The sequence below is a fragment of the Stieleria magnilauensis genome, assembly GCA_007753675.1.
In the GTDB taxonomy this organism is placed as follows: Bacteria; Planctomycetota; Planctomycetia; order Pirellulales; family Pirellulaceae; genus Stieleria; species Stieleria magnilauensis.
The window spans coordinates 9,505,298-9,530,745 of the sequence record CP036432.1 but is presented as its reverse complement, the minus strand read 5'-3'; the positions used below and the strand labels follow the sequence as shown (position 1 = coordinate 9,530,745).

General features: G+C 59.1%; 15 protein-coding genes. 8 read left to right on the top strand and 7 right to left on the bottom strand.

Features of this window, described 5'->3' with window-relative positions:
• Window positions 1–3: 3 nt before the first annotated feature.
• Window positions 4–900, bottom strand: a complete 897-nt coding sequence (locus tag TBK1r_RS34230) for a response regulator (RefSeq protein WP_145220241.1) — start codon at window positions 898–900, stop codon at window positions 4–6.
• Window positions 901–1,509: 609 nt separating this feature from the next.
• Here TBK1r_RS34230 and TBK1r_RS34225 point away from each other — a divergent pair.
• From TBK1r_RS34225 to TBK1r_RS34210, 4 genes are all read left to right on the top strand, one after another.
• Window positions 1,510–3,261 (top strand): efflux RND transporter periplasmic adaptor subunit, encoded by a 1,752-nt coding sequence (locus TBK1r_RS34225; RefSeq protein ID WP_419580672.1) that lies wholly within the window; start codon window positions 1,510–1,512, stop codon window positions 3,259–3,261.
• Window positions 3,261–4,583 carry an ABC transporter permease gene (locus tag TBK1r_RS34220; RefSeq protein WP_145220237.1) on the top strand — a complete coding sequence of 441 codons (1,323 nt, stop codon included), beginning with the start codon at window positions 3,261–3,263 and terminating at the stop codon, window positions 4,581–4,583. The genes TBK1r_RS34225 and TBK1r_RS34220 overlap by 1 nt, the downstream gene beginning before the upstream one ends.
• Before the next feature lie 978 nt (window positions 4,584–5,561).
• Window positions 5,562–6,947, top strand: coding sequence for a DUF2157 domain-containing protein (locus TBK1r_RS34215; protein WP_145220235.1), 1,386 nt, complete (start codon window positions 5,562–5,564; stop codon window positions 6,945–6,947).
• On the top strand, window positions 6,940–7,518 hold the full coding sequence (locus tag TBK1r_RS34210; protein ID WP_145220233.1) for a GDYXXLXY domain-containing protein: 579 nt from the start codon (window positions 6,940–6,942) through the stop codon (window positions 7,516–7,518). The genes TBK1r_RS34215 and TBK1r_RS34210 overlap by 8 nt, the downstream gene beginning before the upstream one ends.
• 101 nt (window positions 7,519–7,619) lie before the next feature.
• On the opposite strand, the gene TBK1r_RS34205 is transcribed toward TBK1r_RS34210, so the two are convergent.
• The 3 genes from TBK1r_RS34205 to nrfH form a co-directional block, all read right to left on the bottom strand.
• Entirely contained in the window at window positions 7,620–8,966 is a 1,347-nt protein-coding gene (locus TBK1r_RS34205) for a hypothetical protein (protein WP_145220231.1), read from the bottom strand.
• Between the two features lie 276 nt (window positions 8,967–9,242).
• A complete protein-coding gene (locus tag TBK1r_RS34200; RefSeq protein WP_145223294.1) occupies window positions 9,243–10,787 on the bottom strand; it encodes an ammonia-forming cytochrome c nitrite reductase subunit c552 in 1,545 nt (514 codons plus the stop codon).
• A gap of 55 nt (window positions 10,788–10,842) precedes the next feature.
• Window positions 10,843–11,376, bottom strand: coding sequence for a cytochrome c nitrite reductase small subunit (gene nrfH, locus TBK1r_RS34195; RefSeq protein ID WP_145220229.1), 534 nt, complete (start codon window positions 11,374–11,376; stop codon window positions 10,843–10,845).
• A 428-nt stretch (window positions 11,377–11,804) separates the two neighbouring features.
• Here nrfH and TBK1r_RS34190 point away from each other — a divergent pair, with 428 nt between their 5' ends.
• From TBK1r_RS34190 to TBK1r_RS34180, 3 genes are all read left to right on the top strand, one after another.
• Window positions 11,805–14,885, top strand: a complete 3,081-nt coding sequence (locus tag TBK1r_RS34190; protein WP_419580671.1) for a TolC family protein — start codon at window positions 11,805–11,807, stop codon at window positions 14,883–14,885.
• 352 nt (window positions 14,886–15,237) lie between these two features.
• Window positions 15,238–18,300, top strand: a complete 3,063-nt coding sequence (locus TBK1r_RS34185; protein ID WP_145220225.1) for a CRTAC1 family protein — start codon at window positions 15,238–15,240, stop codon at window positions 18,298–18,300.
• Between the two features lie 254 nt (window positions 18,301–18,554).
• Entirely contained in the window at window positions 18,555–19,841 is a 1,287-nt protein-coding gene (locus TBK1r_RS34180; RefSeq protein WP_145220223.1) for a DUF1559 domain-containing protein, read from the top strand.
• Window positions 19,842–19,997: 156 nt separating this feature from the next.
• Here TBK1r_RS34180 and TBK1r_RS34175 read toward each other — a convergent pair whose 3' ends face one another.
• Complete coding sequence (locus TBK1r_RS34175) at window positions 19,998–20,177, bottom strand: hypothetical protein (protein ID WP_145220221.1); 180 nt, start codon at window positions 20,175–20,177, stop codon at window positions 19,998–20,000.
• A 330-nt stretch (window positions 20,178–20,507) separates the two neighbouring features.
• Here TBK1r_RS34175 and TBK1r_RS34170 point away from each other — a divergent pair, with 330 nt between their 5' ends.
• Complete coding sequence (locus TBK1r_RS34170) at window positions 20,508–21,851, top strand: outer membrane protein assembly factor BamB family protein (protein ID WP_419580670.1); 1,344 nt, start codon at window positions 20,508–20,510, stop codon at window positions 21,849–21,851.
• 308 nt (window positions 21,852–22,159) lie between these two features.
• Here TBK1r_RS34170 and TBK1r_RS34165 read toward each other — a convergent pair whose 3' ends face one another.
• Together TBK1r_RS34165 and TBK1r_RS34160 are read right to left on the bottom strand one after the other, a co-directional pair.
• Window positions 22,160–23,518 (bottom strand): S1C family serine protease, encoded by a 1,359-nt coding sequence (locus TBK1r_RS34165; RefSeq protein ID WP_145220219.1) that lies wholly within the window; start codon window positions 23,516–23,518, stop codon window positions 22,160–22,162.
• Between the two features lie 497 nt (window positions 23,519–24,015).
• A complete protein-coding gene (locus TBK1r_RS34160) occupies window positions 24,016–25,272 on the bottom strand; it encodes a tetratricopeptide repeat protein (protein WP_145220217.1) in 1,257 nt (418 codons plus the stop codon).
• Window positions 25,273–25,448 lie beyond the last annotated feature (176 nt).

Genomic DNA, 25,448 nt, shown 5'->3' with positions numbered 1-25,448 from the left:
GTTCTAACAACACTTCTTGATCATCGTGACCTCGTTTCCGATTTCGTTAAAACGCAACTCGTCGGCAAAACTTTTCATCAGCACCAACCCCTTGCCGGATTCGGCCGCAAACAGGTTCGCGTCGACTTTCTCAGGCACTTTGGAAGTATCAAATCCGTTTCCCTCGTCGCGGATCACAATCTTGATTTCGTCTTTGCCGGCCGTGGCCTCGACGTAGACCTGGCGATCCTTGTAGGGGGCTTCTTGTTTCCGCCGCTCGATCAAATCCGAGGTCGCGTCGTCGTAGATGATCGCGTGATGGGCCGGGGTTACCGACGGGCCGAGTTGCAAGTTGCCTCGATACATGGCGTTGATCAACGCGTGTTCGATCGCCACGCCCAATCGATTCATTTCCGCGCCGCTGATCAATTCCATCCCCGAGACGACTTGCATCAGCAGCCCGACCAGCGGTGAGATCAAGTCACTGTCGTTGGGCAGCTGGAACTCAAAAACGTTCTTGGTCAGCTTGGAGATCAGCTTGGCAAAGCTGGCGTCGGTCCGGATCACCCCCAGCACGTCGACGATCGTGTCGTTGAGCAGCGATTGCAGGTGATTCTTGGGCACGTAGCCGGCAGCCCCTTTTTGAAGCGCTTCGGCAGCCAAATCTTCCGATCCGCGGGCGGTGACCAGGATGGCCGGAATGTGTGCGTAGTCCGACCGCATCATTTCCACCAATTCCAGGCCGTTGACCTCCGGCATTTCCAGGTCGGTCACGACGATATCCAATGTTTCGCTGGCCAAGATCTCAATCGCTAAACGTCCATTGGCCGCATGTCGGACATCGTGACTCCCTTCCTCCAGCAGCATCCGCATCTCAACCGCCTGAGTCGGACTGTCTTCGACCAATAATACCTTCGCCATGATGCCGTATTTCCGAATGGTGTGAGCGTGATCAGTGGTCCTGCGACCGAACCACCCCCCATCCTACACGTTTTTCGCGTTCAACGATCCGACAGAACTGACAATCTGGCGGCAGTTTGGGAACTTCCATCTTGCGGCGAGTTTTCCAGTCCTCCCGGTCGACCGGGCTGGTCAGTTTGGCCGGACAAATGTCTTGCGTAAAATGTAAAAGATCCAGTTTAATCTGCCTGGATCGTCTGGTCGGGACCTCCTGCCAACTTCCGATAGGCTAGGGAGACACGGGCTCGTTGGTCGACTACACTAAGTGTGCGTTTTGACTGGCCAGCCCACCCCCCGTGTCGCTCCGCCGTCAAGACGTCCCGCCACGACCCACCATAAGCCCACCTGCAGCCCTGCCTGCGCCGATCGACGTGCAATGTCGACCAAACCCCTGATTTGATGGGGTCCGGCATACGAATTGCCCCGCAATTCGACGTGACCGCATCGCACGCGCTTGAGAGGATCCGCCAACCTGTATCCGACGCGATGGTCGGTCCGGTCGGCGTCCAACGGCTGCGGCGGGTGCGTTCCGCATCCCTCCCTCCCACCTACCTAGCCCACCGACGCGCCATGTCCAACTGCATCGATCCTCGGCCGACCTCGGCCGAACCAGCGTTTCGATCCGAAAACGATCTCAACGTCGCGACGACCAGGCTCGGAGGCCCCGCCCGTTTCGACGGCGCCCGCCTGGCAGCGGCGGCGAACCAAACGAAGCCTGGCCGAACCGCGGCTGGCCGGCCCGGCCGTCGCGGTGGTGGGCGCCGCAGGCACACCACCACGCCTCGGCAGCGACACGGGGTGGTCCACTTTCTGCCCCTGTTGGCCGCTCTGATCGCGGTTCCGATCCTCGGGTTCTCCCTCTCGGCACTGTTTTTCGGCAGCGGCGGCCAGGTCGACGAGGACGTGCTTCTGCACACTGTCGGACGGGATCGCTTGCAGGTTACCGTGATCGAACGGGGGAATTTGCAAAGTCAATCCAACCGGGAAATCCACTGCATGGTCGAGGACGTCCAGCGTGACGGAATCAACGGCACCCCGATCCTGTGGATCATCCCCAACGGCAGCGGTGTCAAAGAGGGCGATTTGTTGGTCGAACTGGAATCCGCTCCGATGCGTGAAGCCCTCGACGAGCAGATGTTGGAAACCGAAGACGCCCGCTCGACACAGATTCAGGCCGAAGCCAATTACAACAACCAGATCGTTCAGAACGAAACCAATAAAGCGGAAGCCGAATTGCAAGTCCAGCTCGCCAAACTGGAGCTGGAAATGTACACCGACGACGAAAGCGGAACGCTGAAGTTGGCGGTCGAGGAAATCAAGCGTTCCATCGACGAGGTCAACAACCAGATCCTTGAAGCCCAGGCGACATTGGAACTGCGACGCGACGACCGCCGCGGGATCGACTCGCTGTACAAGCTCGGGTACGCCAACCGCAATGAGCTGCGCAAAAGCGAACTCGCATTTCTGCAAGCCGAAGGTAAGTATGCCGCCCAACTGAACAAGCTCGAAACTTCGTTGGCAACGCTCCGCAAAAAGGAAAACTATGAACGCGAAATGGAATTGTTGCGTTTGCGAGGAAAGTTGCAGACCGCCGAACGAGGGCTGGAGCAGACGTTGCGGAACAACGAAGCCAGGCTGGCCCAGGTGCAAGCGATCTTGCGCGCCCGGACCGAATCGCTGAAGAAGGAAGAGGAGCGTCTGGCACGCTACACCGAACAGCTCGCCGCCTGCAAGATTTTTGCACCCGAAGCCGGGATGGTCGCGTATGCCTCAGATCGAAACGACGAAATCCGCGAAGGCATGCCGGTCCGCTTTCGCCAACACCTGATGTCGCTGCCGGCACTCGACAAGATGCAGGTCCAGACCGCGGTTCACGAATCGGATCTGGAACAGATTCGCATCGGGATGAAGGCCCGTATCACCGTCGACGCCTTTCCCGAGAACGAATACATCGGGACGGTTCAATCGATCGCCGTGTTGCCGGAGCAAAACGGATGGCGCGGTAGCGAAACGAAAGTCTACGCGACGACCGTCACGATCGATCAGACCGTCGATCAACTCAAACCCGGCATGACCGCGGTCACGGAAATCATGATCGATTCAATCGACGACGCACTGACCGTTCCGATCCAAGCGGTGATCGAACGAGACAAGCAAACGTGGGTGCTGGTTCGGGATCACAATCAACTCGTCACCCGAGCGGTCCAGACGGGACGTCAAACGGATTCGGTCGTGCAAATCATCGACGGGCTGACCGAGGGTGATCAGGTGGCCCTGAATCCACGCCAATTCATCGACGATCTTCTTAGCGGCGATTCCTGATGTGGTGGGCAACTCTCAAACTGGCGATCCGCAACCTGCTGCTGCACAAAATGCGCAGCTCGTTGACGTTGTTGGGGACCATCCTGGGTGTCGCCTCGGTGATCGCGATGTTGTCGATCGGCGAAGGCAGCAAGCAGGACGCGCTGGATCGGATCCGCGGTTTGGGTGCCAACAACGTCATCATCCGCACGGTCCAGCCCTCGTCGGGACCTGACGCCGGGGGCGGCAGTGGAACCCAGCCGGCGATGGTCACCACCAGCCGCTACAAGGTGAACGCCTACGGGTTGACGTACGCCGACCTCCGGGCGCTGAGCCAATTGCCGACCGGGGAAAGCGTCGTACCGGTGATGATGAAGCGGCAGGAGGTCTCCCATCATCGCAATCGGATCGCCCAGGCTCGGGTTCTGGCGACCACGCCGCAACTGCGCGACGTCCGCAGTATTTCAGTCGCCCGCGGTCGCTTTCTGCAATCACACGACCTGGAATCGATGTCCAACGTCGCCGTCTTGGCCGACGGCGCCGCACGCAAGTTATTCGGGTTCAACGATCCGCTCGGCCAACCGATCTTGATCGGTGGCACGGCGTTCCGAGTGGTCGGCGTCTTGGAAGAACGTGACAGTGGTGTCGCCCGAGCCGGCCAGGCTGAAGGCGGCGATGCCAACCAGGACATCTTTATCCCGCTCGATACAGGCCGCGGCCGATTCGGATTCCTGTCCCGCGCCGGCTCGCAGGGAAGTCGTGAATACGACCGCGTCGAACTGACCGAAATCACCCTCGCTGTGGCCAGCGGTGACGCCGGCAAGGAGGCGTCCGATCGTGTCGTTCCGACCGCCAACATGGTGCGTGGGCTGTTGGAGAAGAGCCACGCGTCAAAGACTGATTACCAGGTGCTGGTGCCGTTGGAGTTGATGGCCCAGGCGGAACACGAAAAACGGATCTGGAACATGGTGCTCGGCGCGATCGCAGGCATTTCGCTACTGGTCGGCGGAATCGGAATCATGAACATCATGCTGGCGACGGTGACCGAGCGGACGCGGGAAATCGGGATCCGCCGCGCGATCGGGGCCAAGAAGCGAGACATCATTCGTCAGTTCTTGTTGGAGACGACGGTGTTGTCCGCGATGGGTGGAGTGCTCGGGATTGTCTTGGGGATCGCGATCCCGATCATCGTGACCGTGTTTGCGGGGATGAAAACCGCCACCAGCTTCTCCTCGATCGGCTTGGCCTTCGGCATCTCCGTCGGGATCGGGATCGTGTTCGGAGTCTACCCGGCCTACAAAGCCGCCTCGATGAACCCCATCGAAGCCCTGCGAAAGACATAGACGCGTCGGTCACGCTGCGCGTGGCAACCGGCCGAGAAAGAATTTGGCAGAATGATCCGGGGCAGAATGATGACCGGCTGAAATCACTCTGCCCGGTGCCTTTCTGCCATCACTCTCATCGCCGTCTTGGCCTCTTGTGGCCCATCGTGTGATCCGCAAACGCAAGGCTTCCCTGTGACGCGCGTCGTGTGGTCAGAGGGCGTTCTTCTTTTATTGAAAGACGAAACCGACCGAACGCACGACACGCCGATCCTTGGGAGTCGAGTGCCTTTGGATGTTTGAAGTGCACCCATGAGATCAAAACGCGGTCTACGCCGCGACGCCGATGAACCGCGTGCAGGTGATTGGTGAAGTGGACGGCCTGTCGATTGAATCAGCCGTTTGGCGTGAGCCTACGGGCGCCGGTGAGTAATCGACATGATGAATGCCCGTACGCTCGCGCGCTCGCGGCTAATCCCACGTGCGATCGGAATCAATCGACAGGCCGGTGAGCCGCCGGCTGAAAGAATTTATTTATTGCCTGAGCCCTGGAAGGGCGACACAGTCCATGCTGCCTCGACGTAACCAGTGCGCACTGTGTCGGCCTTCCAGGCCTGCGTTGACGTTGCGGTTGCGGCCCGGGCCCTGACGGACCCGGCAAGCACTCTGTCAGCCCGCCGGGCCTGCGGAATCCGTGGTGGCGGTCACTTCGCGTCGCGCACGATTGGTAAATGCTGGCACGCACTGCCAGGATCCGTTCTAATCGAGCCCCATCGCCGTCCCACCTGAAGGGCGACAACGTTCTGGCATTCCAATCGCAATTGTCGCAGGAGGGGCTGTGTTTCTGCTTAGTAAAATGCTCCTCTCCGCCATGGGCATTCCGATCACCCGCGAGGACAGCACGCAATCGGCCGACTCGTCGTGAAGAGCAAGCTGCGCCGAAGAGTGATTGCACGAGAACCCGATGAAGCGTCACGTTTGGTGGCGGGAGCCTGAGGCATGGCCAAGCGTTGCATTTCCGAAAACCAGCGAGTCTGGCTTGTTGGGCAACTCGATGACTGGCAGTTGCAAGGTGTACTGTCCGCGGATCAGGCCGATCGGATCCTCGATCTCTACGAGACGCAAGCCGAACTGTCCGAACGCAAACGATCCACAGCGCTGCTTACGCTAATGGGCGTTGCTGCCCTTTTGGTCGGGCTGGGGGCGCTGCTGTTGATCGGCTACAACTGGAACGCGATGCCCGACGTGTTGAAGCTGCTTCTCATCTTCGGCATGATCGTCGGAACGCAGGGTGCCGGTTTCGTCCTGCGTTTTAATCGTCACGCGACGTTGTTGTCCGAAGTCGTTTTTTTCTTGGGTTGCCTGTTCTACGGTGCCGGTATTTTTCTGACGGCTCAGATCTTTCATCTCAACGCCCATTATCCTGACGGCGTTTGGTGGTGGGCTGTAGGGGTTCTGCCCTTTGCACTTTGCCTGGACACCCTGTTGGTTCACACGTTGCTGGTTGCTCTACTGGCGATCTGGTGCGGAATGGAGATCATCCGTTTCGGTGAGATTGGATTGTGGTTTTTTGGGCGTTGGGGAGGGATCCCAAACGGCGCATACTCGCTTCCGTTGCTGGCGTTTCCCGGCCTGATGTGGGCGTATCGCAAGGGCTCCGTCGCCACGGTCGCCCTGTACGTTCCGCTATTGGCGTGGTGGATCATTCTGCAACCCATCGCCTGGGATATGGAGGAGGAGACGGTCTATTTCATCGGCGCTGTCGGCGGGCTGATGCTCGTCATCGCGGAAAGCCATTCCAGCGGCGCTCCATTTGCCATTCCCTACCGCCTGTTCGGGGTTCTGCTGGCCGCTGGCGTCCTTTTGGCGATGAGTTTCCATGAATTCAACGAAGAGATTCAGCGTTCAGCATTTGATGCGAGGAGTGGTGTACTGGCGCTTGTGATTGTAATGCTCTCGATGGCGATCATCTCCGTGACGGCCGTGTTCAAACGCCATCAGTCGCCGGAGAAACTTTCCGTCGTTTCACAGATTGGACAGATTGTCCGCCGGCAATGGCTGCCGATCGGATTGGTGCTGCTAATGGTCATGCTGCAGCTGTGGCACTTGTTGATCGGCGAGCCAATACTGCCAACCATCGTCGCGAATATCGCGATGCTCTTTCTCGCTGTTTGGCTTGTCGGTGTTGGGCTTCGAGAAGACAGGGGCCAGCCATTTGCGGCCGGCGTGCTGTATTTTCTGCTCTGGGCCGTCGTACGATACGTCGACCTGTTCGGCGACTTTGGTGGTATGTTAGGTGCGGCGGTGATGTTTTTCCTCTGCGGAGGAGCTCTGTTCGGCGTGGCATTCTATTGGCGCCAGCGAAGGCGGCCGCAACATGACTGATACGATGGATCAACAAAGCAATTCAGTGTTGCCCGGGCTCGCATGGGTAGACCGCGGACTCGGCTGGATCAAGCGTCGGGAGCGAGCCGTTGTGATTGTCGGTGTCGGGTTCCAAGTCGTTGTGCTATTGGCGATGATCGCAACACCTTTGCAGACGCTGGTCGCTGGCGACACAATCCTACTACGCGTCGTGCCGGTGGATCCACGCGATCTGTTTCGAGGCGACTATGTCATCCTCAACTATGAATTCAGTCGTGTCCCACCGCAAGGGATTCCGGGGCTTCAATCCACCGACGGCCGAGGGCAAACGGTGTACGTCACGTTGGTGCCCGAAGAGGATGGCAAGCACTGGCGGGCGGACAGGTTTAGTCTTCGTCCGCCGACAAGTGGGAGATTCTTGCGGGGGCAAATGACGCGTTCGCATCGGATCGAGTATGGCATCGAGTCATACTTTGTCCAGGAAGGCGAGGGGTTGAGTTACGAGCGCGCCGTGCGTAGCCAAAAACTCTCTGCTGAGGTCGCTTTGGACCGGACCGGTAAAGCGGTTCTGAAACGGCTCGTGATCAACTGACAATCCGTCGGTCGGCTCACCCGACTGACCGCTTTGCCGGAGTTAATGGGTGTGCCGGTCGATGTCTCACGCCGCTGCGCCAAAAGTGGGCTGGACTCAAGCTAGGGTGAGCTGCTGAAGCCTCGTAGTTCGGCAAAGCCGATCGCTTCTTCCCCTTCGCCGGTATAGAACAAATAGACTTTGCCGTCATCCTCGAAAATGAACGGGTCTCGTAGTTGGTTGACATTGACCTGTGCGCCGTTGGCGGATTTCGTTGCCGGTAGGTCAGCCCCTTCCCAGTCAAGTTCAGCTTGGAGGATGAGTTGTTGCCCGTTTGCCTTCCATTGGTCGGTGTCGGTGCTGCCGTTGTTGGTGTCAATCACCGATAAAAAGATGCGTTCGGGAGTGTCGTTTTTGGCAGAGTAGAACAAGTAGACGTTGGTGTCACTCGGGTCGATGTGTGTTCGTGTATAGGCGGTTGAGTGACGTATCTCGCCGGTCCCTTCGCCATTTTGGGCGTAAAGTGTCTGCATCGGATTGCCGCTTTGATCGACCAATTCCCACCAGTTGTCGTCGGTGATGCTTACATCCGGGCTCGGCTTCCACAAGCCGCCGGGCGTATCGGCGTTGGCAATCGTGTTGATCTCACCCACATCGTTGGTGCGTGGTGCTTTCCAAAGTTTGCCTCCGTTTGAAAATGCAAATGTTTGACCACCGACTTCGAAAATTCTTGCGTAAGCTCCCACCGGTAGGACTTCACGCATCCCTTGACCGACCTCTCCTCCTAGGTGTGTCGGGTTGAAATTTAACCCATAGCTGGAAGTGCTAACAAAAGTCTGTTGCCCGGTGATCCCGGGGATTAATTGCGACGTTGCGTGGAAATACATGATGATCCGCTGGTTCTGGTGATCCACATGAACTTCTGGTGATGCGATGTGATTCGTAGCGATGACTTCACTACCTGGATGGGCATCAAGCCTCGATTGAACCATCGAAAGCACTCCACTTCTGGGCGTCTGCGCGCCCGTGTTGTTGCCGCTGTTTCCCCAGGATCGGTCGGGGGCGTCACCTGAATTGAAGAGCGACCAGGTGCCGGTGAGCGAATCAGACCACGCCATACGGATGTCGCGCCCAATGTGGTGCCCGAAGTACAAGTAGTACTTCGCATCGGGGTGGACGCGATCGGCGGCGGGAATCCAATCGGGCACACGGATAACAGACGGACCATTGATGTTGGTCGAGCCTGCCGGCAGTGAAGACTGATTAAACCCGGCGTTGGCTTGAGAAGAAGAGCCGACCGCAGTAAACGTGGATTCATCAATGATTGGGTCAAAACCTGGCGTGTCAGGGCGACCGTCAATGCGCACTGCGGTAATGATCTGACCGTCTGCGGGGCCTTGGACAAATAGAAAAATCAGAATCGCCAAATACTTCTGCAAGGTGCCAGACATCAACATGAAAATTCTCACTGTTACTAACTCCATTCCCGTCCACCTGGAGATCAGTCGGATCCTCGATGATCTACGTGGAGCCGCGATTGGAATTCGTGACCGGAGCCTCGTCAAGAAGTTTTATGAGACACAAAGCCAAACGCCTGTTGCAGAGTAGACTGTGAAGCTGTCGCAACGCCCGCAAGTTCGGTGGCAGATCAGTGCATGCGGGTGACCATCAGTCACCGAGTTGAGGTTGTTGATGTGGTGAGTCGTTGGCGTTTTGGTGCGGGCGACATCTTGATCTCATGTGGCCTATTCCGCTGCCACCGCTTCAGTGGCTTGCGGGGTTTTGAGATCCAGTTTGTAGCAGAGTGCGATCGCTTGTCGGCTGTAGTCGATCGATTCGCCGAGGATACGTGCGGCTTCTTGGCTGGCATGAAAGCCTTTGCTGTTTTCGCTGGCGATGTAATCGAGTCGCCACATCGCTTTGCGTTGCAGCTTGCGAATCGGGGCAAGTTGCTCGTCGGTCGCCCCGGCCGCTTGGACTTCGATGATGGCGTCGAACAGGTCAGTCACGGCAGCGGCGGCGCGATCGATCAACGCTCGCGTGCGATCCTGGATCATGTCGACCCGGTCTTTGATTTCTTGCTCGGGGATGTTGTGACAGGTTTGGCAGGCCTTGTTGATGTTCGTCATCGGGCTGCGGACCCAGTGGCTGCTCACTTTCGTTGCGCCTTTCTTTTCAAAGGGCATGTGGCAATCGCTGCAACTGACACCGGATCGAGCGTGGATCCCCTGGCTCCAGAGTTCGAACTCGGGGTGCTGGGCCTTGTAGACCTTGGTGCCTGTTTCCTTGTGAACGTAATCGTAGAATTCGCCGCCATCGGGGAAGGTTGTTGCGTCCCATTCGGCTTCCAGGTCTTCCATCTTCAGTCCGTTGCCCCAGGGGAACGTCAGCGTCATTTTGTTGGCGCAATAGTACTCGACGTGGCACTGTCCGCAGACGAACGTCCGCATTTCCTGGCGGGTGGCCATCGTGTTGGGGTCGTAGTTTCCTTTGGCCCCGTCGTCGCGCCATTGTCCGATGCTGGGCAGGTGCGGCACGGGATCGTCGCTCTTGGCCAATTTGTCGATTCCCAGGATGAATCCCGGTCGTGTGACACGAATCTGCATGGTGTCCGGGTCGTGGCAATCGACGCAGGAGACGGGATGGGCGCCGCCCATGTGTGGATCGCCGGTCGGGACGTCGATGCCGTCCGCGGTATTCTCGAGTTCGGCGTGGACCTCTTCGTAGTTCTTGCGGCTGACCGCTTTGAATCCCGCCATCACTGCGTCCATGTTGAAGTCTTTGCTGAGCGCCACGGGCGACGCGTCTTTGCCCATCTCTTGCAGACCGATGCGGCGATAGGTTGGAATAATTGATGCGTGACAGTGCAGGCAGGCACCGGCTTGTTGGACATCGGTGACCCGTTTGGTGACTTCTTGATCGGCCAGCATGTGCGAGTGGCCGCGTGCCTCGCGGTAATCGATGCTGAACGCATAGCCGGCGAACAATCGCTTCAGCCACGGGTGCTCTTCCAGCTTGCTGGGCGGCAACGCGTGATTGCCGCCGAAGTCGGTGTAGTCGTCGTTGACGGTTTTCAGATAGTCTTCATATTGCTGCGGAAAGTTCAGTCCCCAGGGTTTGGGGTCGCTGCTGAGTTCCGTCACCTCGACCACCTTGATAAACGGCGTTCGGGCTTCCTGTTTGTGTTCAAAGATACTGACCAGCAGCATCAGCACGCCGACGGTTACTAGCGTGGTCAGGACCGTCAAGATCGCGATCCATCCGGAACTGCGTTTCGTCTCTGAAGACATGTTCATGCGTTGGAAAAGAGGGGGGCGAGCCGTGAATGTAGACTGTAGGAAGGATTTAACGCCCGGCGTGGCCGACGTCGGCATGGCAATGGACGCATGACAGCATGTCGGCGCCTTCGGTGGCCGGCAGCAAGCTGTGGACAAAGTCTTTGTGGCAATCGACACAGGTGCTTTGCGTCACCCGTCGATTGCGGGGCTTGATTTGAATCGGGTCGTCGAAGCCGCCGAACGTGAAGGCGAGCGAGTGAAAAAAGCCGTTGTCCGCCTTGACCACCCATTTTCCGATCGCATCATGCGGCAGATGGCAATCATTGCAGACGGCGACGTGGTGGTGGCTGCTCTGCTGCCAAGAATCAAGGTGATCCTGCATCACGTGGCAATTCACGCACGCTTGCGGATTATTGCTCATGTAGCTGCCCCCTTTGCCGTAGCCGAACGTGAAGGTGCCGACGCCGGCCAGCACGCCGAGCGTCAATGCCAATGCGACCACGCTTTTTCGGAAACGCGGTAGGGGGGCACCGACCGACGATTCACCGGCCTCGTTCGATTCCGGTTCCGATGGGGGCTCGGTGAGCGTCTCCTCCGTCATTGATCCATTCCGGTCGTTTGCGCGTCCTGTGCGGACTGCTGCGGATGTGCTTCGACGTGCCTTCCATCGGCATGCCAGATGGCTGCGGGTGAGGATTTTACCCGAAAGGTTTGTCTCGCGTGACGGCCTGGGCCGAATGTCCAGCCGTTCACGCGAAAGCCGTCACACATTCGATATCACGGTCTCTGCCAATCGCTGTGGTGATGTGCGAGTTTCGGCCTTGGATGGAAGGGCGGGACGTGTTTGGGGGCGTGTTTTCATCGCGGCGGCGAGATGGCGACACACTGCCCAGCGACGACCCCGCTTGCCGGCAAGGTTTACCCAGTCGGCAGGACCGGGAGAGCCGGGGAATCCGTTAAATCGCCGACAACCCGGTGACGATGATGCTCCCAAAGGCTGTCTCGTTTTCTCGCCGGGGTGTTTCGGTTTTGTCTCGCAATCCTGCTCTCTTGTGTTTCACGCTGCTGGTCGCTGTGTCGGCTTCGGTCGTCACCGGCTGTTCGCGCAAGTATTACCGCACCCAGGCGGATCGCGACGTTGCGTTGATCTATGCAGAGAAGCGGGCCGAAGAGGCGTGCACGCTGCCCCCACTGGCGGGCATCGATGTTGATCCCCGCTCCCGATTCTTTGATCCTTCGCCGGACGATTGCCCGGCTCTGCCGGTGCCCGTCCCCCAGCTGTTCGGCTATGAACTTCCCGAACTCGTGACCGGTGATCCCCGTCAGACACCCCAGCGATCGGATCTTGAAACGCCTGAAGCAGTGGAAGAGTTGCCGGCACCGGAAGTCGAGAGTTTGGAGTTGGGGCCGCTGGCGGGCTCGGGGAAGGAGTCACGATCGCAAACCGAGACACGTTCCGCCGGTCACTTCGCTCGATCCTCCAGCGGCGACGGCGAGGGAGCAACGCGCACGGTTTCGCTGGACGTACCCAGCGACGAGGCGTCGGGGGCGTCGACGGAGCTCGTTTCGTCGATCAGCGACATGGCCCTGGTGATGCCCCAGCCCGCAAGCGCAGTAGAACCCGTCGTGCGTTTGGCACAACTGATCCGTGAAGACGCACAGAACGAAGACGCGGCGGATGGAGCTGCCGGTACAGCCGACGAAGCATCCGATTGGGAATCCGACTGGGACCCGACCACGGACGACCGTTCTGGCACGGAGCAGTTGAGGATTGTCCCGATCCCGCAGCAGTTCTGGGAGCAGCTTCCCGAGACCTGCGTGCCGCGGATGCTGGAGTTCGAATCGGTTCGCAAGGAGTTTCGCCGGTCGTATCCCGACGTCACGTCCAACGGGCTGAAGGGGTTGCTCAGCGACGCGCCGCGGTTGACGTTGCCGATGATCACCGAACTGGCGACGCTGAACAATCGCGCGATCCAGACGCAAAAGGAGCGTTTGTATCGGGCGGCGCTGGTGCTTTCGGCACAGCGTTACGAATACGTGCTTCGTCCGAGACGACGTGGGAACGGTTCGGCCGTGAATTACACCCACGTTCGGCTGGACAGCACCACGCGGAACGGCTTGGTGATTCCGACCGAAACCGGGGTCCGGGCGACCACGGCGATGGCCGGACAGTTCCTGGCCAGTTTCGCCAACAGTGTCGTGTTTACGTTCAACGGACCGCAGGGCTTTGCCGCCAACATCGGGTCCGATTTGGTCTTTGATTTTCAGCAGACCATTTTTCAACGCGACGTCGTTTTTGAAGGGCTGACACAAGCCGAGCGGAACGTCATCTATGTGGCGCGCGATCTGATCCGTGCCCAGCGTTCGCTGTTTGTCGATTTGGCGACCGACTACTACCAACTGTTGTTGACTTATCGCGCGATCGAGATCAGCTCACAGGATTACTTCAGCAATCTCCGCGCGTTTTTGCAGGGCAGGGCAGAGTACTTGCAAGCCGGTCGCATCCCGCGCGTGCAAGTGGACCAGTTTGAACAAAATGCGCTGGGCAGCCGCAGCTCGTTGGTCGGCGATTGCAACAGTTTGGAAAGTGCACTCGACCGGTTGAAGTTGCGGATCGGTTTGCCGCCGGAGATGCCGTTGAATCTAAATCTGGAAGAACTCGAATCACTGACGACCAGCGACGAACTCACGGTGACGCGACAGTTGGTGATGCGGACGCGGCAGACTTTGCTCGACGCGGCACAGACTCGACTGGGTGATCGAGATGCCGCGGTCAACGGCGCGACGGTGCTGATCAACCGGCTGCGAGAAACCCTTCGCGTCCGACGCAAGATCGAAGGAATCACCGAGGAATCCGACGCCGAGCGTGAAACCGAGCAATTGGGACTGCGGCTGGCGTTGCTGGAAGCTCGGCTGCAAAGCGATCAGATGGAGTCGATTCGATCGCGAGAACTGAAGTCGGAATTGCCGCGGGAGCCGTTGATTCAATTTGCCCGCACGATCGATCTGGTCGAGTCAAAATTGTCGCAAGCCCAGCGGGCCGCGTTGCTGCGACAGAATCTGGGTCTGCACAGCGACGTCGCCGACGCGGTAGAAGTCGATTCCTTGGACGAGCGGTTTCAAAAACTGCGTCGCCGATGGGATGCGGCGATCGAAAGTCGGGAACTGAACCGGTTGCCCGAATTGGTCGAGGCGGCCAATGAGTTGCTGGAGGCCACGAACACCCTGACGGCGAAACTGGTCGGCGACCTGTTGCCCGCCGACAGCGTCGAATTCGAGAACGTGATCGTGCAGACGGTCGCCGATACCGTGGCGCTGGTCGATCGTGTGGAGACCAGTGATGTCGGCGGGCTGGATGAAGTCGAGGTGGAAGAAAACAGGGCGATGCTATTGGCGCTTTATCAACGCTATGACCTGATGAATCGACGAGGCGAACTTGCCGACGATCGACGTCACATCAAACTGGCCGCCGATGATTTGAGGGCGATTTTGGATGTCTCAGCGACGCAAACCTTGACGGCCAATCGGTTGCTTTCCGATCCGAGCGCGCCCTTCGATTTTAGTCGCGACGGTGGCGTCACCTCGCTGAGTCTGTCGCTGGACACGCCGCTGAACCGCCGTCTGGAACGCAATACCTATCGGGCCGCGCTGATCGATTACCAAGCCGGACGCCGCGCGTTGATCGAATTGGAAGATCAAATCAAGCTTGCCGTTCGCGAAGACTTGCGGCAGCTTCGTTTGCAACGCAACCAGTATGAGATTTCAGTGGCTCGGGCGGCCCTCGCGTACGAACGTGTCGTCAGTACGCGTTTGCAGTTGCAACTGGCCGTCGGGAACGTCGTCGCACGGGATTTTTTGGAAGCCCAGCAGGCGTACACGTCCGCACTCAACTCCGTCGCACGCGATCACATTTCGTTCATTCGCGGGCGCATCGAATTGTTCTTCGACACCGAGTCGATTCGACTGGACGCCAACGGGTACTGGTCGGGCGGGCAAGACGAATCGTTGGAGCTGCCCCCGCTGCCGGACTTCTATGACGCCAACCCCAACCCCTATGGCCGACTGCCGCCGCGGGTGCGTTACAGTGAGGAAGTGCGCCGGAATCACTAGAACTCGGGCCACATTTCATTTTTTGGGTAGCGGAACTCGCCGAGCATCTCGGCTCCGTGGGCGATCCGCCGAAAGCCTTGGGGGCTTCAGGCCTAAGATTCAATCTCGACGAAGCACTCCAGCATTTTACGGAGCTGTCCACCGAAAAAGATGCCCACGGATAGCAGCGCGAACCCACGGATAACAGGATGCAAAAAATCCGTGGGTTCGCGCTGCCATCCGTGGGCCCAGTCATCGTTCCGCAAGTTACAGCTTGACCCCTTTTCCGTGGCACCCACGTTCAGGCCGAAGTGTTTGCCATGATCTGTTAAACTTGAGTGGCCCCATCGATCAAGCTTGCCCATTCTTCACCATGCCACCACTCTCGAGCACAGATCGTCACGCCGTGCATCGTCGTGAACGAAGCATGGCGTTCGCCTTCGCCGTCGTGTTGGTGTTGTCGCTTCCCTGGACCGTCGGCTGTGGCGGTCGCGATCAGTCGACACCGACTCAGGACGCGCAACGCGCTGCTTCGGTGGAAATCGATGATGCATCGCCTAAACGTGCGGCAGAGTCTCGGCTGGCGAATCTTTCGAAGATCCGTCGGATGATCGCCTCCGGTGATGACGCCGGTGCGATGCAGACGGTTCAGACGCATTTGCTGCGTCATCCCCAGGACGCCAATGCCATGGTGCTGGCGTCGGGACTGTTCAACCGACAGGGGCAGGTGGACGACGCGGTCGCGATGCTGGATTCGGCTGCCGAGTTGTCAACCGATGATGGTTGGAAGTGGCGGCAGCGGGCCGCGTCGATGTTGGCCGATGCGGGACGTTGGTCGGAGTCGATCGAGCGGTTGGAAGCGTTGCTCGACGAGCAACCGGACTTGGAAAACGTCCGTCACGAGCTGGTGGCGATCTTGAATCGACGTGGGTTTCGATTTGATGCCAACGAGCACGTTCGGCTGTTGTGTCGACGGGGCAAGGCCAACGCGGACGAACTGCGCGGTTTGATGTTTCCCGCCCGATCGTTTGTCGGTTTGACCGAGAAGCCGAGCGTGGAAAACGTGGAACAGAATCGATTGTTAGGTGAGCTCAACGTCGCACGTGCGATGTACGGCGAAGGCGATGTGAAAGCGGCCTCGCAGTTGTTGGAAACGAGCCGATTGGTTGCCCGACGGAATCCCGCGGCGATGGCGTTTTATGGCCAGTTGTTGATCGAATCACAGCGGTTTGACGCGTTTGAAGATTGGCTGGGGAGGGTGGAATCGGGGTCACAGCGTTATCCGGGTTATTGGATGGCGCTGGGAGGCTGGGCGATGCGGCACCGCGACTTCGATCTTGCGGTCGGGCAGTTTGCCGAGGCGGTGTTGCGTGAACCGGGTGATCTGGCGGCGACCGACCGGATCCGACAGGCGTTATCGGCCGGCGGACACGGGGTGGAAGCCGAGCGGTTTCGCGCCCGCGGCGTGTTGATCGATCGGATGATGACGATCACCCGCCAACTGTTTTCCGGTGCCGGCATGAAGCCTGCTGCGGTCGACGAACTCTCACGAGTGTTGACCGAAGTGGGGCGTCCGTTGGAAGCGTTGGCGTGGTATCGCATCGCGCTGGAGAACATGGGGTCGCCGGCCGGTGCGTTCGAGCAGTTGGATCGAGCACTGGCGATGTCCGATGACGAGTTGTTCATTCGCAACAATCGGGAGAAGGTCTTGTGTGGCGTCGACTTGGAACGTTTTCCCAGTGATGTTCAGCTGGCCGAATTCAACAACGCCGTTGTGCCGGCAATGGACGAGCCGACGAAGCCATCCGACTACCCCGCAATCCAACCGGTGTTTGCCAACATCGCGTCGCAAGTTGGGTTGGAGTTCACGTACTACAACGCCCCGGTCCAACGACGCCGCGAACTGCGGTTGTACGAACAACTGGGGGCGGGGGTGGCGTGCATCGATTACGACCTGGACGGAAACATTGACGTCTATCTGGGACAGGCCTCCGGCGACCCGCCGGATGGTCCTGGCACGCGTCCGAACCTGTTGGCACGCTCGTTGGGAGAGCGTTTTATCGGCGTGACCGAGTTGGCAGATTGTGATGACCGAGGTTTTACGTGCGGCGTCACGGCGGGGGATTGGAACCAAGACGGTTTTCCCGATCTGGTGATTGGCAATCTGATGCGAAACACGTTGTTGATCAACCGAGGCGACGGAACGTTCGCCTCGCAACCGGGCGATCACGTGTGGCAGCAACCGATGTACACGACCAGTTTGGCGATCGGCGATGTCAACGGTGATCATCTGCCGGACCTTGTCGAAGTCAACTATGTCGATGATCCAGCGGTCTATGATCCGGTCGAGTACCATCCCGACGGAACTCCGGTTCGGCTACCCGCTCCGTTGGACTATCGTCCCGGCCGCGATCGTCTGTTTCTCTCTGTCGGTGACGGGGCGGTGGCCGGACGGTGGATCGATGCCAGCGGGCAAGTTCCGCCGGCGACAGGACTGGGCGTCTTGCTGACCGATTTGGATGGTGGTCTTGGAAACGAGATTTTCATTGCCAATGACCGTTTGGCGAATCACTTGTGGCAGCGCGGGGTGGCGGGCGGCGGCGAGGAAACGGAGTGGCAAAACACGGCTGCGGTGCGCGGCGTGGCATTTGGTGCCAATGGGAATCCACAGGGATGCATGGGGATTGCCGTCGCCGATTTTGATTTGAACGGACGGCCCGATTTGCATGTCACGAATTTTGAACGGGAATGGAACAACCAGTTCATGCAAGACGAGAGCGGGTTCTTTGATGATTTGGTGGTCGCGTTCGGTTTGGATCAACCGACCTACAAGATACTCGGGTTCGGCGTCCAAGCGTTCGACTATGACAACAACACCAGGGACGATTTAGTGATCGGCAACGGGCACGTCGAAGACTACTCGGCCGAGGGCCGAGCGTTTGAGATGCCGACCTTGGTGTTTGCGATGGGGCAAACGGGATTTGTTGCCAAGGACGTGGCGGGCGATCCCGAGTATTGGAATGCGGGGCACCTTTCGCGGGCGCTTGCCAGTTGCGATTGGAACAACGATGGACGCGTCGATTTTATTGTGACGGATCTGATCGAGCCGGTGGCGTTGCTGGAGAACCGAACGCAGACGCCGCACCATTGGATGCAGCTACAGCTGGTCGGGACCACGGCCGAACGCGATGCCATCGGCGCAACGGTCAAGCTGTCGATCGGAGATCAGACGTTGACGAAAGTGGTGCAGTCGGGCGACGGCTACCTGTGCCGAAACCAAGCGATCCTCAGTTTCGGGCTCGGAGAGCACGCGGCGGTCGAGCGTTTGGAGATTCGTTGGCCTGATGGCGAAGTCCAGCGGTTCGCGAACCTTGCCGCCGACCGTCGTCTGGTCATCGTCCAGTCTCAAAACGACGCCTTTGAGCTGGATCGATAAGGGGACAGGGGAGGGCGCACCGCTGTCGCGTGCTCGAGACCGGGGGGGCAAGTTCAGGGGGCAAGTGCGGTCAGGTTTTCGTGCCTGGTATACCTCTGTTGGGTGTGGCTCATGTGTCACTTTTTCGTCGTGATTGTTGGACACACCAATTCTAGCTTGGTATCTTGAAGCCACGATGCGGTCCGATAGCGGCTGGATCTGATCCAAAGTGTTGTTCTTTGTTCCTCTTCTATACTTCTTTGTGAGACGATTTCATGAATCAACGTCTGAGTCGACGCCAGGGTTTCACGCTTGTGGAATTGCTGGTCGTCATTGCCATCATCGGCATTCTGGTGGGGTTGCTCCTGCCCGCGGTGCAAGCCGCGCGTGAAGCGGCTCGTCGAATGAGCTGCAGCAACAATTTCAAGCAGCTCGGAATTGCGATTCACAATTACCATGCCGCTTACAAGCAGTTGCCGGTTCAGGGTGCGGGGACGGACGGCGTGGGTGGACTTCCTGTCAACCAAGGGTCGAACGCGCCGACGACGAACTGGTGGACGGGTTATGGGCACGCCAACGCTTGGCGGTTGAGCTGTCTGGTCGGGTTGACGCCGTTTATGGAGCAGCAAGCGATTTGGGATGAAATCAGTCAGCCGAGCCGCATCAATGCGACCGACCCGACGACTCCGTTTGCGACTCCGTGGCCGGCGATGGGACCGGCGCCGCACTTGAATCGGTATCGACCCTGGGTCACCGAAATTCCAACGCTTCGCTGTCCCAGCGATCCGGGCGTCGGGCTGCCGGCTTTGGGACGCACCAACTATGGTGCGTGCATGGGCGATTCGATTCACTGGGCCGTTCGTGGACCGATTGACTTTGATCGCGGTCAGAACCGTGCGGACTTTTGGGTGCCGAAGCAAACCAACGGCTACGCGCGCAACTCGCTGGCGTGTGACCGCGGTGCATTTGTCCCGCACAAGGATTCGAAATTTCGTGACATCCTGGATGGTCTTTCCAACACCATCATGATGGGTGAAATCATCACGGATTTGCAGGACCGCGATAAGCGTGGCCGGCAAACGCGGAACGCCAACTTGGCGGGCAATGGCAACTCGGTCATTCTGCAGAACCCCAAGTGGTGTGAAGACCAGGGTCAAATCGACCCCGATCGTCCCAAGTTCTGGGATCCAAGCGCGCCCGTTGATACCGGTGCCGGCAACGGCCGGGGGTATCGTTGGGCGGACTTCCGCATCATGTTCTCGGGTATGTCGACGATCTTGCCGCCCAACTCGGAAATTTGCGGGATCAACAATACCGGCAACACGCTGATCGGCTCAGCGTCGAGCCGTCACCAAGGCGGTGCTCACGTCTTGATGGGTGATGGGGCGGTCATCTTTATGACCGACTCGGTCGAAGCGGGGAATTCGAGAAACCCGATGGTCTATCTCAATGGAACACCGGCCAACAACAATGTTCCCGGCGCACAGAGTCCGTATGGGCTGTGGGGCGCACTGGGAACCAGGGCGAGTAGTGAAACGATCCAAGAGCAGCTGAACCAGTAGCTCGGTGGACGTTGACTGACGACCAAAAGAAAAACTCGGCTTCGCAAGCGCGAAGTCGAGTTTTTTTGTGTCGTGATCGTTGCTCGCGATGCCGGCCGAATGCCGTTGATCGGTCCCGAACCTCATGCACTTGGGAAGGAACGGCTCGGCAACGCCCTATTCCGTTTCTTCGAAATCCTCATTCATCGCTGCTTCTTCGGCAGCGATCGCAGCTTCATAGGCCTCGATCTCGGATAGCTCGGCGTTTTCGGTCACGGTACCGCCTTCGCTACCGCCACAACCGACCAAGCACATTGCCACGGCGAACGTGAACACCAAACCCATTGCTTTGAACATAATCCAACCTTGCTAATTGTTCTGTTTCTGCGTCGAACACAAGCCATTAGTATACAAAGTCGGGGGCTGACATTCGAGGCCTTGGCGGTGGTCACAGGACGAATCCTCAACGCCGTTAGTTCAAACAAGTTCGCATCGTTTTCAAAACCACAACGCCAAAGCGGATTCGCAAATCTCCTCCCAACCTCAACGATCGGTCCGCCACCAGCTCCCTCCCTTGTCTCCCCATCTCCTTGTCTCCCTGTCTCCCTGTCTCCTTGTCTCCCTGCAACTTCAAACTGCTACAATCATCAGCGTCTGAAACATACTGAGAGACCACGGGAACTGACGATGAAGATGCGCTGGGTGAGATGGACACGATGGGTCGGTGGTTGGTGTTGCCTGCTGTTGTGTGCGATCGTCTCTCAGGCGGTCTGCCCTCCGGCGGCATGCGGCGAGGACTGGCCGCAGTGGCGTGGCGTGGGGCGTGATGCGACGATTGACGACCCGTCGCTGGTGCGGCAATTGCCTGGCGGCCAGGTGCCGCTGCGTTGGTCGGTTCCGGTTGGGCCTGGATACAGTGGCCCGACGATCAGCGATGGGGCGGTCTTCTTGACCGATCGACAGGGAGAAGCCCCCGAGGTCCGTGAGCGGGTGCTGTGTTTTGATGCCGCCACCGGCAAACTGATTTGGCAGCACAGCGATCCGGTTCGCTACAAAATCGGTTACGAAGCATCGGGGCCGCGGGCCGCAGTGACGGTGCACGGATCCAAAGCGATCGTCGTCGGTGGCATGGGGCGACTGAATTGTCTCGATGCCAAAACTGGCGACGTCATTTGGAGCCGCGATCTGGATCAGCACTATCAGATTCGAATGCCGGATTGGGGCATCACGGCGGCGCCGTTGGTGTTCGAGGACTTGGTCATTCAGGTGACCGGCGGGCGCGACGGCGCCTGTTTGGTCGCGTTTGATCTGGCCAGCGGAAAAGAGCGCTGGAAAGCCTTGGATGAGAAAGCCGGCTACAGCGCGCCGATCATGATCCGCCAAGGCGACCAGGACGTCGTCGTCTGCTGGACCGGCGAAAGTGTCAGCGGGCTTGATCCACGCAGCGGTGAAACGTTTTGGTCGATTGATATGAAACCGCGCAACATGCCGATCGGTGTGCCCACGCCGGTCGTCAGCGGTGATCATCTGTTCGTGTCGTCGTTCTACGACGGGTCCATGCTGATCAAGCTGGATCTCAGTGCCCCGAGCGCGACGAAGCTCTGGCATCGCATCGGCCAAGATGAAAAAAACACCGACGCCCTGCATGCGATGATTTCAGGTCCGATCATCAAGGGCGATGCGATCTATGGGGCCGACAGTTATGGCGAGTTTCGTTGTTTGGATCTGAAGACCGGCGATCGAATTTGGGAAGACCGGTCGGTGGTTCCGATCAATCGCTGGGCGACCGTGCACACGATTCGCAATGGTGACGACGAAATCATGCTGAACGACCAGGGCGAATTGCTGTTCGCCACGCTGTCGCGCGACGGGATCGAGATCCGATCACGTTCCCAATTGATCGCACCGACGCTGCAACAACTCAGGCGTCGCGGCGGCGTGGTTTGGTCGCATCCGGCGATCGCCGATGGCATGATCTATGCCCGCAATGACAAGGAGCTGGTTTGTGCGTCGCTGCAGGCGAAACCCTAACACGCAACGCTGTGAAGCATTTGTTTCCTGCGTTTGACGAGGTGTTAGCGGTAGGGTGCAAGCCCTCCGGTCCCGCATCGTTCCCGCAACACCGGAGGGCTCGCGCCCTACGGCTAAAAAATGCTTCACAGCGTTGCCTAACACGGTTGATGGTGCTGTAGTCGTGATAGGTAGGAAGATTTTTAGGGTAGGAACCAACCGGGTTTGTCATTTTCCTGCCTCCAAAATCTTCTTACCCCCTTTCGTTCATCACACTGATATACACGCCATTTGTCATGGGCAAAGGCTGGAAGCGGATCATCCGCCGCTCAATCATTTTCCCGGTCGAGTTTTTGATTCAGCCGTTCCATTTGACGTTGCAGTTCTTTGAGCGTTTCCTCGACGTCGCCGCGTTCTGATTGGAATCCATCCCCCTCCGCTTCCCCTTGCCGTGGGATTCTCCACAGCGGTCCGTCGGGCGCTTGGAACTCTCGGAAAAGTTCGTCCATCCTGAACCGTCGCATCGCCGGTGGGAGCGGAGGGGCGCCGGGGGCAATGTCCAACGGGAACAGTTGTCCGTCTCGGAGTTCAAAGGCCTGTTGGGCCGGAAACGCGCCGCCGTCAGGGATGTTTTGGGCGATCCGCTGATCGGGGTGTTCGGTCAGCGTGACCGGCAGCGTCAATGTTTGATCGCCACGAAGGACGACGATTTGCAGTGTCTCGCCGGCGCGAGCGTCAGCGACTGCGGCGACAACCTCAGCGGCGTCGCGGATCGCCATCGTGTCGATCTGTTGGATCAAGTCGCCAGCTTCGATACCGGCTTGTTCAGCCGCTGAGCCCGGGCTGACTTGTTGCACAAGCGGACCGCTGCCTTCAAATTGGATGCCGATCAGGCCGCGTTTCAGATCGTGTGGTTCGGGGGCGTTTGCCGCTTCGACCAGTCTGAGAAGATGTGTCGAGCGTGCGCAAACCAGACCGCCGTTGCGGCTGGGCACGAGCACACCGACGACGATGCCGGTCGCATCGAGCACGGGGGCACCGATCATTTGTCGGCCCGCTCCGAAATCAAGGGTCGGCGTCGTCCCCACGCCCGACCCGGTTGGTATGGCGCGTGTTGAGACCATGCCCGAATCGGTTACCAGGCCTCGGTCGGCGATCCAAGCGGCGAGGACCGGCATGCCCGGTTCGGTTTCGGCGGCGCTGACGATCAATCCGGACTCGGGTGCCAGTTCGGTTTTGATCGCAGCCAGCCCGGTGACGTAGTCCAGCGCCACCACGGTGCCCTCGGATTCATCACCGCCGGCGTTTTGGACGGTCACGGAATTCACCGGGCCGCCGACGAAGGCCACGACCATCGAGTCACCGACGGCGAAGGCCGCACTGGTGGTTTTGCCGGGTCGGGCGTTGACCAACCCTCGAGCTTGACCATCGCGAAACCGATTGAGCGGCTGGCCGTCGGGACGCAGGATCTCAATCCGCCGACCCCTCGGCGGCGCGGCTTCGGCCACGTCATCGGCGGCGTTGGGATCGGCAATGGCGTCGGCCGAGTCGACGATCACGGTCAACAACGAAGGCTCGCTCGTGCGGACGGCGTCGCGAAAATCGACGAGCGATTGTCCAGCGGACCGCGATGCCAGGGGAAACGCCAAGACCAACGCAATGACGACAGACATCTGTGTTCGATTCACGGGAAGAGTACTCCGATTTGATTCCAGGGACCGGTGAGGGGCGATCGAGAGGATCGCCGGGTTGCAATTCGCCACCGATCAATTCTCTCGGGATCGACCGCATCGATCAAGTCGAGCGGAGGTGCCGCTCGCGCTGGCGCGAGCCCTCCGGTCGGAGTCACCGTGAGGCTTCCGTCTCGGCTCAATTTTCAGGTAGTGGACGAGGCGACGAGTCCCACGCACAGGTATTGCCGTAGTGGACGAGGCGACGAGTCCCACGCACAGGTATTGCCGTACTGGACGAGGCGACGAGTCCTCTGCAGTGGGCGTATTGGCAGAGGACTCGTCGCCTCGTCCACTACCGCCTACCCGAAACACAAGGTGACACGGAGCACTCGATCGAGACGGCGGACGAGGAACACACGTCGCGGTTTGCCGCCGAGTGGTTCATCGACGCATCCCGCCGAGATGGCGGGATGGCGAGACACGCGATGCGATCGCGTTACTGAGTTATCGCGTTACTGGGGCATCGCGAAGTTCGGCGGCAGAGCGAATTTTTCGGACGAACCTTGGCCGCCGGCCGTCGGCGTGGTGGCCGTTGCGGGGACGGAGGCGGACGTCTGATTGACGTTGTTGTTGGGGGCGGGCGTTTTGTACGACGCGTTCCCAAAACTGACGTTGGTATTGGCGGTGGAAGCGGGTTGGACGGCATTTTGGAAACCGGGGATTTCGGTTCCGGGTGTGAAGCCTTGAGCCGCCTGTTGGACCGCGGTGTCCGCGGGCGTGTTTGCAGAGGGTCGAGCGGCGGTGGCCATCGCGACTCCGGGGGTGACCCCGGGAACGTTTCCGATTTGGGCCAGCAGTTCGCGCGAGCGTTCGACGGCGCGTTTGGTGGCCGCGTCGGATGCGGCTTGGGGCTCGTAAGCGAGCGCCTGATTGAGGTGCCGTGTCGATTCGGCTTTCTGGCCATGCTTGTAGTGCAGGTAGGCCATATTGAAGTGGGCCACGGCGGGTTTATTGTTTTGGACGAGGACTTCCAGGGCACCTGCGGGATCGCCGGCCTGGAATTTCACACTCGCCAGGTTGTTGGCGTATCGCGAGGAGCCGGGCGAGAGCCGGAGTGCCTGTTCGATGGTGGTCGCCGCGGCGCTGTAGTTGCCAAGTTTGCTGAGCGTTAGTCCCAGATCGTTGTACAGCCCGGCGTCGTTACCATTCTGTTCGATCGCCTTGCCGAAGTATTCGGCGGCTTTCTGGTGGTTTTCCTGACGGAAATGCAGTCGCGCGATGTTGGCCAACGCGGCTGCGTCGTCGGGTCGTTTTTCGAGCGCCTTGGCATAGCTTTCCATGGCTTTCTCGTAATTGCCGGTCGATTCCCACAGTCGTCCGTTGGCGACAAAGACTTCCGGAGTCACTTCGGCTTTGTGCGTCAGGCTGGTCGGGTCGGTGGCGTCGCCTTCGGTGACATCGCGATCGGACTTGTCGCTGCGTCCGAACCAACTTGCGACCGTTGTGCGCGATTTGGAGGCGGCGCCTTTGGCACCGCTGGCAAGCGAGGTGCCAACGGTCTTGGGGCCGCTAAGCCAGCTCGATCCACTCTCGTCGACGCTGGGACTGGCCGGAGTGCTCGAAAACGGATTCAAGGAAGCGACTCGGGTGCCGAGGGAACTGGAGCACCCGGTTGTCGTGGCGGCACAGCCGATCACCAGTGAAGCGACGAGCGCCGATGAAAGTTGATGACGGCGTCGATTTCGAAGCGTTTTGGTTTGTTCAGTCACGTCTTAGTTTCTCCCGTGACACTGGAGTCAACGAGTAGGGCGAAGCGGCGGCGGTGTCAACGCGAGTCCGATGGCACCGATTGTAGGGATCGACCGATTGTCAAACTGACTTCAATTCGGTCCGCCGTGTAAGCCGGATTCGACGAAAAAAGGCGGTTTCCCTTGAGGGGAAACCG